General features: G+C 70.9%; 13 protein-coding genes. 7 read left to right on the top strand and 6 right to left on the bottom strand.

Annotated elements, in window-relative coordinates:
* Positions 1 to 155: 155 nt before the first annotated feature.
* Positions 156 to 1,745 (top strand): alpha/beta fold hydrolase, encoded by a 1,590-nt coding sequence (locus ACFY9I_RS06900; RefSeq protein ID WP_390997645.1) that lies wholly within the window; start codon positions 156 to 158, stop codon positions 1,743 to 1,745.
* Positions 1,746 to 1,847: 102 nt separating this feature from the next.
* Here the strand turns inward: ACFY9I_RS06900 and ACFY9I_RS06895 are convergent, their stop codons facing one another.
* The 3 genes from ACFY9I_RS06895 to ACFY9I_RS06885 form a co-directional block, all read right to left on the bottom strand.
* Positions 1,848 to 2,873: an NAD(P)H-binding protein gene (locus tag ACFY9I_RS06895; RefSeq protein WP_390998095.1), complete on the bottom strand. Its 1,026-nt coding sequence runs from the start codon at positions 2,871 to 2,873 to the stop codon at positions 1,848 to 1,850.
* Positions 2,874 to 2,949: 76 nt separating this feature from the next.
* Positions 2,950 to 3,672: a 1-acyl-sn-glycerol-3-phosphate acyltransferase gene (locus ACFY9I_RS06890; RefSeq protein WP_390997643.1), complete on the bottom strand. Its 723-nt coding sequence runs from the start codon at positions 3,670 to 3,672 to the stop codon at positions 2,950 to 2,952.
* Positions 3,673 to 3,830: 158 nt separating this feature from the next.
* Positions 3,831 to 4,142 carry a hypothetical protein gene (locus tag ACFY9I_RS06885; protein WP_390997640.1) on the bottom strand — a complete coding sequence of 104 codons (312 nt, stop codon included), beginning with the start codon at positions 4,140 to 4,142 and terminating at the stop codon, positions 3,831 to 3,833.
* Positions 4,143 to 4,662: 520 nt separating this feature from the next.
* On the opposite strand from ACFY9I_RS06885, the gene ACFY9I_RS06880 reads away from it, so the two are divergent.
* Both ACFY9I_RS06880 and ACFY9I_RS06875 read left to right on the top strand, forming a co-directional pair.
* On the top strand, positions 4,663 to 5,235 hold the full coding sequence (locus ACFY9I_RS06880) for a sigma-70 family RNA polymerase sigma factor (RefSeq protein ID WP_390997638.1): 573 nt from the start codon (positions 4,663 to 4,665) through the stop codon (positions 5,233 to 5,235).
* Positions 5,219 to 6,259, top strand: coding sequence for a hypothetical protein (locus ACFY9I_RS06875; protein ID WP_390997636.1), 1,041 nt, complete (start codon positions 5,219 to 5,221; stop codon positions 6,257 to 6,259). The genes ACFY9I_RS06880 and ACFY9I_RS06875 overlap by 17 nt, the downstream gene beginning before the upstream one ends.
* A 247-nt stretch (positions 6,260 to 6,506) precedes the next feature.
* Here the strand turns inward: ACFY9I_RS06875 and rocD are convergent, their stop codons facing one another.
* The 3 genes from rocD to ACFY9I_RS06860 form a co-directional block, all read right to left on the bottom strand.
* Positions 6,507 to 7,730 carry an ornithine--oxo-acid transaminase gene (rocD, locus tag ACFY9I_RS06870; protein ID WP_390997633.1) on the bottom strand — a complete coding sequence of 408 codons (1,224 nt, stop codon included), beginning with the start codon at positions 7,728 to 7,730 and terminating at the stop codon, positions 6,507 to 6,509.
* Positions 7,727 to 8,557, bottom strand: a complete 831-nt coding sequence (gene ddaH, locus ACFY9I_RS06865) for a dimethylargininase (protein WP_390997630.1) — start codon at positions 8,555 to 8,557, stop codon at positions 7,727 to 7,729. The genes rocD and ddaH overlap by 4 nt, the downstream gene beginning before the upstream one ends.
* Before the next feature lie 122 nt (positions 8,558 to 8,679).
* On the bottom strand, positions 8,680 to 9,171 hold the full coding sequence (locus ACFY9I_RS06860; RefSeq protein ID WP_390997628.1) for an AsnC family transcriptional regulator: 492 nt from the start codon (positions 9,169 to 9,171) through the stop codon (positions 8,680 to 8,682).
* A 91-nt stretch (positions 9,172 to 9,262) separates the two neighbouring features.
* Between ACFY9I_RS06860 and ACFY9I_RS06855 the strand changes: the two genes are divergently transcribed.
* The 4 genes from ACFY9I_RS06855 (at position 9,263) to ACFY9I_RS06840 (ending at position 13,525) form a co-directional block, all read left to right on the top strand.
* Positions 9,263 to 10,027, top strand: coding sequence for a LytTR family transcriptional regulator DNA-binding domain-containing protein (locus tag ACFY9I_RS06855; RefSeq protein WP_390997625.1), 765 nt, complete (start codon positions 9,263 to 9,265; stop codon positions 10,025 to 10,027).
* A 9-nt stretch (positions 10,028 to 10,036) separates the two neighbouring features.
* Positions 10,037 to 10,396: a hypothetical protein gene (locus ACFY9I_RS06850; RefSeq protein ID WP_390997622.1), complete on the top strand. Its 360-nt coding sequence runs from the start codon at positions 10,037 to 10,039 to the stop codon at positions 10,394 to 10,396.
* Positions 10,397 to 10,453: 57 nt separating this feature from the next.
* Positions 10,454 to 12,199 carry a cation acetate symporter gene (locus ACFY9I_RS06845; RefSeq protein ID WP_390997619.1) on the top strand — a complete coding sequence of 582 codons (1,746 nt, stop codon included), beginning with the start codon at positions 10,454 to 10,456 and terminating at the stop codon, positions 12,197 to 12,199.
* A gap of 93 nt (positions 12,200 to 12,292) precedes the next feature.
* Positions 12,293 to 13,525 (top strand): histidine kinase, encoded by a 1,233-nt coding sequence (locus ACFY9I_RS06840; RefSeq protein ID WP_390997617.1) that lies wholly within the window; start codon positions 12,293 to 12,295, stop codon positions 13,523 to 13,525.
* The last annotated feature ends 13 nt before the right edge of the window (positions 13,526 to 13,538 follow it).

The raw sequence follows: 13,538 nt of genomic DNA, 5'->3' as shown, positions 1-13,538 counted from the left end.
GGAGAGGGAGATCCGCTGAACGGGACTTTCCGCACCGGTTATCGGATTGGCAAAGAACTCCGCGCTCCTCTGTTCGGGAAAGCCGCACAGGTACGAGGATCCCCGTGACCGTGTGAAGCTTCGAACGATGTACGGGGAGTTCCCTCTTGAGAGGTATGAGGCCGACGAGAAGGGCGGCAGCGTTCGGCTCCGCCGGACTGCTCGTCACGGCGACCCTGATAGCCGGTGCCGTCACCGCCCCCGTGGCCAACGCCGCGGGCACCGCGAGTGGACGGGACCGTGAGGCCAAGGGCGTTGCCGTCGCCGTCGCGAAGGCGGCGAAGAAGGGCGTCAAGTGGCAGGACTGCCCCGAGAGCTGGGGCCTGGAGAAGCCGATCCAGTGCGGCTGGGTCACCGTGCCGCTGGACTACGCCAAGCCGAACGGCAAGCAGATCAAGCTCGCCGTGGACCGTATCGGCAGTACCGGTACGAAGAAGGAGCGCCAGGGCGCGCTCATCTACAACCCGGGCGGTCCGGGCGGCTCGGGTCTGCGCTTCCCGCGCCGGGTCACCACCAAGGCCCCGCTGTGGGTCAACACGTCCAAGGCGTACGACTTCGTGGGCTTCGATCCGCGCGGTGTCGGCAAGTCCGCGCCCATCTCCTGCGCCGATCCGCAGGAGTTCGTGAAGGCGCCCAAGATGGACCCGGTCCCGGACTCCGAGGCCGACAAGCGCAAGCAGCGCAGGCTCGCCGCCGAGTACGCGGCCGGCTGTGAAAAGCGCAGCGGCGCGATGCTGCCGTACATGACGACGCCGAACACCGCGCGTGATCTGGACGTCATCCGGGCCGCCCTGGGCGAGAAGAAGCTCAACTTCCTCGGCGTCTCCTACGGCACGTACATCGGCGCCGTCTACGGCACCCTCTTCCCCAACCACGTGCGCCGCATGGTCGTCGACAGCGTGGTCAACCCCTCCCGCGAGAAGATCTGGTACCAGGCCAACCTGGACCAGGACGTTGCCTTCGAGGGCCGCTGGAAGGACTGGACGAAGTGGGTCGCGGCGAACGACGCGACCTACCACCTCGGTGACACCCAGGCGAAGGTGCAGGCGAACTGGCTGAAGCTGCGCGCCACCGCGAAGAAGAAGCCGCTCGGCGGGCTCGTCGGCCCGGCCGAGCTGATCTCCTTCTTCCAGAGCGCCCCGTACTACGACTCCGCGTGGGCGCCCACCGCCCAGGTGTGGAGCAAGTACGCCGCCGGTGACACCCAGGCGCTGGTCGACGCGGCCGCCCCGGACCTCACCGACACCGCGGGCAACGCCGCCTCGGAGAACGGCAACGCCGTCTACACGGCGGTCGAGTGCACAGACGCCAAGTGGCCCACGAGTTGGAAGAAGTGGGACCGCGACAACACCCGGCTGCACAAGAACCACCCGTTCATGACCTGGGCGAACGCCTGGATGAACCTGCCGTGCGCCACCTGGCGGTCCAAGCAGTACACCCCGGTGGACGTGAAGACCGAGAAGGGCCTGCCGCCCGTCCTGATCGTCCAGTCCGAGCGGGACGCGGCCACGCCGTACGAGGGCGCCGTCGAGCTGCACAAGCGGTTCAAGGGCTCGCGTCTGATCACGGAGAGGAAGGCCGGCTCCCACGGAGTCACCGGCTTGGTCAACCCGTGTGTCAACGAGCGTGTGGACACCTACCTGCTCACCGGCGAGGTGGGCAAGGCCGACGTGAAGTGCGCCCCGCACGCCACGCCGCAGCCGTAGGTCCCTGAGAGGAGGAAGGGGGGCACCGCGGAGAGCGGTGCCCCCTTCCTCATGCCCTACGGCCTGCTCGTTCCCGCCCCCACGGTCCGCTTTCCCGTGCGCTCACGCCGATCGCCCCGCCAGCCACGCGTCCTCCGCCGCGTAGTCGAAGAGGTCCCCGTACGCCGCGGCCATCTTCGGATACGCCTCCCGCCAGTCCCGACCGCCCGCCAGCCGGCCCTCGATCCACGCGACCGTCTCCGGCAGGGACTCGGCGTAGCGGATCACCGGACGGTAGCCCAACTCCCTTTCGGCGGCCGTCATGTCGCACACCACGGGCACCGGCACGGACCAGGGGGTGTCGCCCACGGTGGGCGCCGGGGCGGGGCCGTCCACCAGTACGTTCACCGGCTCGACGCCCATCACCGCGTCGATGGCGGCGGCGATCTCCACGACCGTGGGCGCGTCGGGGTCGACGGCGTTCAGGGCCCGGGTTCCCGGCCGTGCCGCGGCCAGGCGGATCAGCTCGGCGATGTTGTGGACGCTCGCCGGATGGAAGCGGCTCTCACCGGCGTACGAGAGGACACGGTGCGGGCGGCCGTCCAGGTTTCGCTTCACGAAGTACAGTTCGCGCGGCGTCCGGCAGTACGGGCCGTGGACGGCGCCCGCGCGCAGCAGGGTGGTGGGCAACCGGTCGGCCCCGGCGAGCAGTTCACGCTCCAGGCCCGCCTTGCGGGTGCTGTACGAGGTGTCGTCCGGCCGGATCGTGCGCTGGCTCTCGGGCAGGGGCACGGGGTACTCGGGGAAGCCGTCCGGCTCCGCCTGGGTGTCGAAGTTGCGGCCCTTGTCGTCCTCGTACACCGACACGCTGGAGACGACCACCGCCGAGCCGACCCGGTCGGACAGCGCGAGCAACTGCCGGGCGTGCTCCGGGCCGAAGGCGACCACGTCCACCAGCACCTCACAGCCGTCGCCGACCGCCGCCGCCAGCGCCGCGTCGTCACCACGGTCGGCCGGCACGGACCGCACGTCCTGCGGCCAGCCGTCGTCCCGGTCGCCGCCCCGAGAGACGGCCGTCACCGCCCAGCCGTCCCGCGCCAGCGCGCCCACGGCCACCCGGCCGATCTGTCCCGTCGCTCCGATCACCACAGCACGTCGTGTCATGTCCCGACCGTACGACGCCCATGACTGTTCTCCGGGGCCGCTCTGCTGTCGGCAGAACGCCTCAACTCAACGGCAGCCGCGGGAACTTGCGCTCCTTCGCCGCCGCCTCGGCCTCCTGGGCCTTCACGACGGCCGCGTACTGGTCGACGTACTCCTGCTCGGAGAGCGAGAGGATCGCGTACATGATCTCGTCGGTGATGGCGCGCAGGACGGCCTTCTCGTTCTCCATGCCCTCGTAGCGGGAGAAGTCGAGAGGCTCGCCGAAGCGGATGACGACGGGGTGGACGTTGGGGATGACCTTGCCCGGTGGCTGCGCCTCGAAGGTGCCGATCATCGCGCAGGGGACGACGGGCACCCGGGCCTTGAGAGCCATGACCGCCACGCCGACCTTGCCCTTGTAGAGGCGGCCGTCGTGCGAGCGGGTGCCCTCCGGGTAGATACCGAGGAGCTCGTCCTTGCTCAGCACCCCGAGCCCCTCGCGGATGGCGGCCTGACCTGCCTCCTTGCCGGAGCGGTCGACCGGGATCTGTCCGGCGCTGCGGAAGAAGAACGCCGTCAGTCGGCCCTTGACGCCCGGACCGGTGAAGTACTCGGCCTTCGCCAGGAACGTGATGCGCCGCTTGAGGATGGCGGGCATCAGGAAGTGGTCCGAGAAGGACAGGTGATTGCCCGCGATGATGGCCGCGCCCGACGACGGCACGTGTTCAAGGCCTTCGATACGAGGCCGGAAGACCAGTCTCAGCAGCGGACCCAGAAGCACGTATTTGAGTACGTAATAGAACACGGTGTCCCCTTGCCTCTACCGGAACGGCCCTTTTAGGCGTGTTCTGCCAGGTCACAGCGCACATCCTCGTGCACGACGAGCCTCGTCCCGCGATCTCGACGATTGATCGTAGCCCGACGAGTACCGCCAGGCGGAGCCCTCGAACTGCAGTCTTTGCCTCATCCGACCTCAACTCCCACAGGCTGCCGGTACGTCCACTGCGGGAAGTGCTGCCGCCTTAGCCGGCGCACGGTCCGGGTGGCCTCGCGGTCCTCGGTCGGGCAGCGGTGCAGCCGGGGCCCGCACCGGATCAGTGCCTCATGGGCCGGCTCCACCCGCCCGCGGTCCAGCGTCAGCGCGTGGCCGGGCCGTCGCCACCGAGTCCGGAGGAGCGCGTGCGACAGCGGCGGGAGCGCGCCCGCCTGGCCGTGCGCCTGCGCGACGAGCGTCGCCGGCAGCGCACCCTCGACAGCTTGACTGAACGTGAACAAGTCGCGCGCCCTCGCTCGCGCCCGATGGGTGCCCGAACGTGCGCCCGCCAGTCGTTCGTGTGCACGAACGGAAAGGCGTCAAATGCCGCTATACCGCCGTTTTCGGTTGGCGAGGCGTAGGCGGTGACCCTCGTCACATGTGGGTCGCCGCAGGGCTCGCCGGCCTCCGTCCAGTCGGTCCGGTTGTGCGGCCGTCGCGGCTGGTGGGCGGCGCGGGGGTGCGGCCCCTTGCCCGTGAGGGCGGGGTCGGATGTCCTCAGATGTGTGTCTGAGCGTAATCGAACGGATTCGTTCGGTAAGAATCCTGGTTCGGTGGATGCACGGTGGCGCACTCCGGCGCGCCATCAGGGGGAGAGGACGCGAACGGCGCTCCTCCGGGCCGTCTGGTAGGCCCGCAGTCCACGGGAGGGAGACGAAGGGCAGTGTCCTTTGAGCTACTTGATGAGGCGCTCCTCGCAGTGCTCGTCGCGCGGGTGTCCGGCCGCCGCGTGGCGGTACCGCACGGCGAGGACGGGCAGGCGTGAAGCGGGACGTTCCGAAACGCCGAGCCGATGCCGCGCCGATGACCGAACTGCCGTTGGACTTCGAGGCGTTCCACCGGATGCACCGGCCGGCGTACGTCGGCTGGGCGAAGACCTATCTGAACAACAAGGCCGACGCCGAGGAAGCGGTCGACTGCGCTTTCGAACAACTGCTCATAGCCTGGCCGGAGGTCCTGACGAAGGAGAGCCCGGCGGCCTACGCCTGGCAGGTGATGAAGAACCGCACCATCGACGCCGCCAGGGCCCGGGGCCGCCGCGAGGCGCTGATCGACTCCGCGGCCTTCGAGACCACGGCGCTGCGCGAGGCCGTCAACCCCATCGGGCAACTGGAGGAGAGCATCAACCTCTTCCAGGCGATCGAGGCCCTGCCCGAACGCCAGCGGGACGTCGTGGTGCTGCTCTACAGCCATGGACACTCCGCCCGCGAGGCCGCCGAGCACCTCGGCATCACCCCCGCCGCGGTGCGCTCCACCGCCCGCCACGCACGGCGCCGCCTGCAAGAAATCCTGGGACTGGCGAAGGAAGGGCAGGACGATGACGTCGCCCATTGACCAGCTCCTGGGGCGGGCCCGACTCGTCGACGCGTCCTACACCCCCGAGGAGATCAACGCCGCGGCGCAGCGCGTCGCCGCCCGGACGGCGGCCCGCCGCGCCGAGCCGCACACCGCCGAGGTGCCCGGGCCGATGCCCGAGGGGCCCAGGGAAGCCGCGGCGCGGGACCTGCGCACGCTGTGCGAGACGGCGGTCATGAGCCGTGGGGCCTTGGCGAGCCTCAAGCGGTTCGTGGCCCCCTCGCTTCCGGAACCGCCAGGGGCGCGCGTGCTGGGGTGCGTCCTGCAGCTCACCGAGCGGGAGGACTCCGCGCGCTTCTGGTGGCAGTACGCCGCCGGGGCCGGAGACGGCGCCGCCGTCCACTGCCTGTACCTGCAGCACCTGGCCCACGGCGAGGAGCGTGAGGCCCGTTGGTGGGGGGCGCAGACGATCGAGGCCGTCCGCGACCAGGGCCGACCGGGCGCGGAGCCCCGGGACCTCGGGGCGACGCTGCGCGTCCTGCGGGACCTGCGCGACCCACAGGGGGACGAGGCTCCCACCCAGGACCTGATCACCAGAGCGGCGCAGGTCGGCGCGGTCCTCACCTATGTGCCGGCGGCCGTCTCCTACCGTGACGACGACCTCGACCTCCCCCTGCCCGACGCCGACTTCGCCGACCACATCACCTCGCTGACCGCACCGTCCGTCCCGGGGGCCCACCCTCGACGCCCACGGCCTCCCGCTCTGCGGCCCGAGCCCCGCCCCCGTCCCGCCGCGTCGCTGATCGGCACGGTGACCCGCCCCTCGGGTCCTGCCCGGCAGCGGCCCGCGACACCGGCGACCACCCCGGCACGATGGACGTGGAACGACAGCGGGGGCGCATTCGGCCATAAGCAACGCGTCGGAATCGGAGACCTCGCCGAGGAGGCCCGCCGACAGCACGCGATGCAGGCCTTCTGGCTCCACTGCGAGGGGTGCGCCGACTGCGACCCGGCAGGAATCCCCTGCCCCGCCCACACCACCCTGTGCCCCGACCCGCCCTGACCGCACAAGACAGCACCCACGCCCGTCCCGTCGCGGCCTGAGGGCACATGTCCGACGCGGGGCCGGTTGCGGTTCCCGCCGGTCGATTCGTCCCCGGCACGAGACAGCACCACGCCCGTCCCCGCCTGTCCCGAGGCCACATGTCCGGTCCAGGGCCGGTCCAGGCCGCTCCGGGGCTGGCCCCGCCCGACCCCGTACACCCCAAGGTGAAAGGGTCGCCGCGCCACGCACGGCGACCCCTCGGCCCTCACGCGACCGTGAGGATCTTCTCCAAGGTGTCCAGCGCCGACCGTAGCTCCGTACCGGTGATGGTGAGTGGCGGGGCCAGCCGGATCGTCGAGCCATGGGTGTCCTTGACGAGGATGCCCTCCGCCATCAGCCGGTGGCTGATCTCGCGGCCGGTGCCGATCGCCGGGTCGATGTCGACCCCCGCCCACAGTCCGCGCGCCCGGAACCCGACTACGCCCTTGCCGACCAGCGCCGCCAGCCCTTCCCGCAGCACACCGCCCAGCTCGGCCGCCCGGAGCTGGAACTCACCGGTGCGCAGCAGTCGTACCACCGCCGAGCCGACCGCCGCCGCGAGGGGGTTGCCGCCGAAGGTCGACCCGTGCTCACCGGGACGCAGGACCGACAGCACCTCCCGGCGGGCGACCACGGCCGACACCGGCACGATTCCACCGCCGAGCGCCTTGCCGAGCAGCACGGCGTCCGGCAGGACGTCCTCGTGCTCGACCGCTAGCGTCCGGCCGGTGCGTCCGAGACCCGACTGGATCTCGTCCGCGATGAAGAGGCAGCCGGTGCGGCGGGTCAGCTCGCGGACCCCGCGCAGATAGCCGTCGTCCGGGATGAGCACGCCCGCCTCGCCCTGGATGGGCTCGATCAGCACCGCGGCCGTCGTTCCGTCGATCGCCGACTCCAGCGCGGCGAGGTCGTTGTACGGCACCACACGGAAGCCGGGAGTGAACGGGCCGAAGCCGTCGCGGGCCACCGGGTCCGTGGAGAAACTGACGATCGTCGTCGTACGGCCGTGGAAGTTGTCGGCGGCGACCACGATCGTCGCCTGGTCGGCGGGGACGCCCTTCACCTCGTACGCCCACTTGCGGGCCACCTTGATCGCGCTCTCCACGGCCTCGGCGCCCGTGTTCATCGGCAGGACCATGTCCAGCCCGGTCAGCTCGGCCAGCGACTCGGCGAACTCGGCGAGCCGGTCGTTGTGGAAGGCCCGCGAGGTCAGGGTGAGCGTGTCGAGCTGGCGGTGCGCGGCCTCGATCAGCGCCGGGTGGCGGTGGCCGAAGTTGAGGGCGGAGTAGCCGGCCAGCATGTCCAGATAGCGGCGGCCCTCGACGTCCTCGACCCAGGTGCCCTCGGCCCGGGCCACGACCACGGGCAGCGGGTGGTAGTTGTGCGCGAGGACGGGCTCCTCGGCGCGGATGAGGTCGGCCGACGAACGCGCGTGGACGGGAGCTGTCATGAGCGGATCTCCTGAGTGACGCACTTGATGCCGCCGCCGGCCTTCTGGAACTCCGACAGGTCGACGGGGACGGGGACATAGCCCTGCCGGGCCAGTTGGTCGGCGAGTTCCTTGGCGCGGGGCGAGATGAACACATGGCGGCCGTCGGACACCGAGTTCAGGCCGAACGCCATGGCGTCCTCGCGGGTGGCGACCAGCGCGTCCGGGTAGAGCCGGGCGAGCACCGCGCGACTGCCGGGCGAGAACGCCTCCGGGTAGTACGCGATGTTGCCCGCGGAGCCGTCGCTGCCGTCGTCGAGGACGAACAGCGCGGTGTCCAGATGGTAGAAACGCGGGTCCACCAGTTGGAGGCTGATCACGGGGACGCCGAAGAACTCCTGCGCCTGGCGATGGGCCTCACGGGTGGTGCGGAAGCCGGTCCCGGCGAGCAGATAGCGCCCGGCCGGCACCAGATCGCCCTCTCCCTCGCACACGGATTCGGACCGGAGCACCTCGTACCCGGCGCTGGCGAACCAGGCGTCGTAGGCGGTCGACTCGGGGCGCCGCTCGGGCGCGTGGAACAGCGAGCCGAGGACACGGCCGCCGAGGACGAGCGCGCAGTTGGCCGCGAAGACCATGTCGGGCAGCGTCGCCACCGGCTCCACGGTGTCCACGGTGTGACCGTGGTCCCGGTAGGCGCGGATCAGTTCCTGCCATTGTCGCTGGGCGAGGTCGACGTCCACGGGGGTGTCCGGGTGCATCCAGGGATTGATCGAGTACTGCACGGCGAAATGTCTGGGTTCGCAGACGAGAAAGCGCCGAAGGCGCGGCACACGGCTGTCGGGCACAGAGGGTCTCTCCGCTTCCTGACGGTGTCGGCTGGGATGACACCAAGGTAAGAATCGGGGTAGGCGCACGACAAGGAACGAACGTTGCGTGTTCGCGCAGTGATGCTGCGTGTTCAACCGGCTCAGCGCACGTTCGCTGCGTCCTGTGTCGCGCCGGCCTCCGGAGCCTCCGGCAGCAGATGCGAGAGCACCATGTAGCTGATCGTCTTCCGGATGAACGGCTCGGTGCGGATCCGCTCCAGCACCTCCTCGAAGTGCTCCACGTCGACGGCCCGTACGTGCAGCAGCGCGTCGGCGCCCCCGGTCACCGTCATCGCCGCCGTGATCTCCGGATGGTTGCGCACGACCTCAGCGAGCCTCCGGGGCGGCGCCGCACCCTCGCAGTACACCTCCACGTACGCCTCCGTGCGCCACCCGAGCGCCGCCGGCTGCACCGTGGCCGTGAACCCGGTGATCACCCCGGTCTCGCGCAACCGGTCCACCCGCCGCTTGACCGCGGTGGCCGAAAGACCGACGGCCGAGCCGATCTCGGCGAAGCTGGTCCTCGCGTTCGCCATCAACGCCGAGATGATCTTGCGATCGAGCTCGTCGAACGCCGCGGACTTGCTGTTCATGCGGGCACTGTATCCAGCGGAGCCCCTCCCGGGACCTCCTCCGGCGCACGCCCGTGTGCACACGTACGAATTGCTCCTACACTCCACATTCATGCTGCGCGCGCTCGCCGTCGATGACGAGAAACCCTCCCTCGAGGAGCTGCTGTACCTGCTGAACGCGGATCCACGGGTCGACAGCGCCGAGGGCGCGAGCGACGCCACCGAGGCACTGCGCCGGATCAACCGCGCCCTGGAGTCCGGCCCCGACGGACCCGAGGCGATCGACGTCGTCTTCCTCGACATCCAGATGGCCGGACTCGACGGACTCGACCTCGCCCGCCTCCTCACCGGCTTCGCCAGGCCCCCGCTGGTCGTCTTCGTCACCGCGCACGAGGGCTTCGCCGTCCAGGCCTTCGACCTCAAGGCCGTCGACTACGTCCTCAAGCCCGTCCGCCGGGAACGCCTCGCCGAGGCGATACGCCGGGCGGCCCAGCTCCGGGACACCGCCACGGCCCCGTCGTCGATACCGGTGCACGAACCCGACCCGGACCAGATACCCGTCGAACTCGGCGGTGTGACCCGCTTCGTCGCCGTCGACGACATCACCCATGTCGAGGCCCAGGGCGACTACGCCCGACTGCACACCCCCCAGGGCAGCCACCTCGTCCGCATCCCCCTGTCCACCCTGGAGGAGCGCTGGCGCGCACGCGGGTTCGTCCGCATCCACCGCCGCCATCTCGTGGCCCTGCGCCACGTCGGCGAGCTCCGCCTGGACGCCGGCACGGTCAGCGTTCTCGTCGGCTCGGTGGAACTCCAGGTCAGCCGCCGCCACGCACGTGAACTGCGGGATCTGCTGATGCGCCGGACCACGAGCTGAGGAGCCGACGTGCCGAACGACCCCACCGAACGCCGCGTCGTCGTCACCGGAGTGCCCCGCCGCACCCGCCGCGCACCCGGCTACCACCGCCCCCGTACCGAGATCGACGAACAGACCACCCTCGGCCACGCCTACGTCAGCTCCCTCATGCGCAGCCAGCTCCGCGCCGCTCTGGCCGTGGTCGTGGCGCTGGCCCTCCTGGTCGCACCGCTGCCCCTGGTCTTCGCCGCGATGCCGGACCACGCCGGCCTGGAGTGGGCCGTCCTCGGCTTCGGCGTCTATCCGCCGCTGGTCCTCCTGGCCCGCTGGCACGTACGCCGCGCCGAACGCAACGAGCAGGACCTCGTACGCCTCGTCGAGGACCGCTGAGACCCACCGTGACGAGCCGCTGAGACCCACCGTGTACGAGCAGACCGGAAGCAAGGCATGAACGAGAACTACGCCGTCCCCGCGGTCGCCCTCGTCGTCGTGGCGACCGTCCTCGTCGGCGCCTTCGGCCTGCGCATATCCCGTACCACCTCCGACTTCTACGTCGCCTCCCGCACCGTCGGCCCCCGCCTCAACGCGGCCGCGATCAGCGGCGAGTACCTCTCCGCCGCCTCCTTCCTAGGCATCGCCGGCCTTGTCCTGGTCCAGGGCCCCGACATGCTCTGGTACCCGGTCGGCTACACCGCCGGCTACCTCGTCCTCCTGCTGTTCGTCGCCGCCCCGCTGCGCCGCTCCGGCGCGTACACCCTGCCCGACTTCGCCGAGGCCCGACTCGCCTCCAAGACCGTACGACGCCTCGCGGGAGCCTTCGTGGTCGGCGTCGGCTGGCTCTATCTGCTGCCCCAGCTCCAGGGGGCGGGGCTCACGTTGAACGTGCTCACCGACGCGCCCGAGTGGCTCGGCGGGGTCATCGTCGCCGTCGTCGTCGCCGCCACGGTCGCCGCCGGCGGCATGCGCAGCATCACCTTCGTCCAGGCCTTCCAGTACTGGCTCAAGCTCACCGCCCTCCTAGTCCCCGCGCTCTTCCTCGTCCTCGCCTGGCAGGGCGACAATGCCCCCCGCCACGCCTTCGACGAACCGGCAAGGTTCCGCGAGCAACGTGTCGTCCGCATCGACGAGACCCTCGCCCTGAAGCTGGCGAGCCCGCTGACCGTCACCGCCTCCGGCACGATCGACGGCCGCCGCTACGACGACACGCGCGTCGACCTGCCCACCGGCACCCACCGCATCGCCCAGGGCACCCGCCTGACCTTCACGGAGGGCGACACCGTCCCCGTCGCCGACCGCGCCGGCAACGGGGGCATGTCCACCTCGCTCGCCGCAGGGCGCGAGGAACGCCCGCTGTACGCCACCTACGGGCTGATCCTCGCCACCTTCCTCGGCACCATGGGCCTGCCCCACGTCGTCGTCCGCTTCTACACCAGCCCGCACGGCGTCGCCGCCCGCCGCACCACGGTCGTCGTCCTCGGTCTGATCGGCGCCTTCTACCTCCTGCCGCCGCTCTACGGGGCACTCGGCAGGCTCTACGCCCCCGACCTCGCCCTGACCAGCGACGCCGACGCCGCCGTACTCCTCCTCCCCGACCGCATGATCGGCGGCCTCGGTGGCGACCTGCTCGGCGCGCTGGTCGCGGGCGGCGCGTTCGCCGCGTTCCTGTCCACTGCGTCCGGGCTGACCATGGCGGTCGCCGGAGTGCTGACCCAGGACGTGCTGCCCGCTCGCGGCGTACGGCACTTCCGGCTCGGTACGGCCCTCGCCATGGCCGTACCGCTCGCGGCGAGCGGCCTGGTCGGCGGGCTGCCCGTCGCCGACGCGGTCGGGCTCGCCTTCGCCGTCTCCGCCTCGTCGTTCTGCCCGCTGCTCGTTCTCGGCATCTGGTGGCGGCGCCTCACCCCGCCGGGCGCGGCCGCTGGGATGCTCGTCGGCGGCGGAGCGGCACTCCTCGCCGTCGCCGCGACCATGGCCGGATACCCCGGCACCGGTACCCTGCACGCCCTGCTGGCCTGGCCCGCCCTCTGGTCCGTACCGCTCGGTTTCCTCACGATGGTCCTGGTGTCCTTGGCCACCCCCGGCAAGGTCCCGCCCGAGACACCGGCGATCCTGGCCCGCTTCCACCTCCCGGAGGAACTGGTCGGCGGCCGGACACGTGCGGCGACCAAGGAGATCGAGCTGTGGCGGCGTTGAGGACCGGAACCCGGCGGAAGGGAACCCGCGGGCGGCGAGCGGTGTACCACTTGCAGGAGATGCCGCCGGTGCGGCACATGGGGGAGGTGAGTGATGAGCGCTGAGTCGAGTGGGTTCCTCGCGGGGTTCTTGGTGGCCGTGCTCCCGCTGCTCGCGGCCGGGTTCTGGCTCGGCCGGCGTACGGCCCGGCCACGCGACAGCCTCGGCGGGCTGGGCACACCCGTCGAACACGCCACGTTCCAGACCCTCCACACCGCGACCCTCGCCGCACCCCCGCTGCGCGCGGGCCTCACCGAGGAGACCGCCCGCAGATCCGCCAAACGGCTGCGCACCCTGCTCGGCACGGACGCGCTCTGCCTCACCGACCACGAGTCGGTCCTCGCCTGGGAAGGCGTGGCGGAGCACCACCGCGCGGAGATCATGGGCCGGCTGGCCGGGCCCCTGGATACAGGCCGGGGTGAGGCCTTCCGGCTGACCTGTGACATCCTCGACTGCCCCGTGCGCTGGGCGGTCGTCGCCCCCCTCACCGTCGACGACCGGGTCCACGGCGCGCTCGTGGCCTGCGCGCCCCGCGAGTCCGCCGTCCTCGTCCGGGCCGCCGGGGAGGTCGCCCGCTGGGTCTCCGTCCAGCTCGAACTGGCCGATCTCGACCAGTCACGCACCCGGCTGATAGAGGCCGAGATCAAGGCGCTGCGCGCCCAGATCTCCCCGCACTTCATCTTCAACTCGCTCGCGGTGATCGCCTCGTTCGTTCGCACCGACCCCGAGCGTGCACGCGAACTCCTCCTGGAATTCGCTGACTTCACCCGCTACTCGTTCCGCAAGCACGGCGACTTCACCACCCTTGCCGACGAACTCCACGCCATAGACCACTACCTGGCGCTGGTCCGGGCCCGCTTCGGCGACCGTCTCTCGGTCACGCTGCAGATAGCCCCCGAGGTCCTGCCGGTCACCCTGCCCTTCCTGTGCCTCCAGCCCCTGGTGGAGAACGCGGTGAAGCACGGCCTCGAAGGCCGGACCGTGACCGCCGCCGGCAAGAGCCACATCAGCATCACCGCTCAGGACGCGGGTGCCGAGGCCCTCGTCGTCATCGAGGACGACGGCGTGGGCATGGACCCCGCGGTGCTCCGCCGCATCCTCGCCGGTGAGACCAGCCCCTCGGGCGGCATCGGCCTCAGCAACGTCGACGAGCGGCTGCGCCAGGTGTATGGCGACGACCACGGCCTCGTCATCGAGACCGCGGTCGGCGCGGGCATGAAGATCACCGCCCGGCTGCCGAAATACCAGCCGGGCGTACACCCGGACGGTGGAATACCCCGAGCCTGAGGATCACCAGATG

Source organism: Streptomyces sp. NPDC012510 (assembly GCF_042955065.1).
GTDB lineage: Bacteria > Actinomycetota > Actinomycetes > Streptomycetales > Streptomycetaceae > Streptomyces.
Note: the sequence above shows the minus strand (reverse complement) of the source record. Positions and strands in the feature narration are given on the sequence as shown.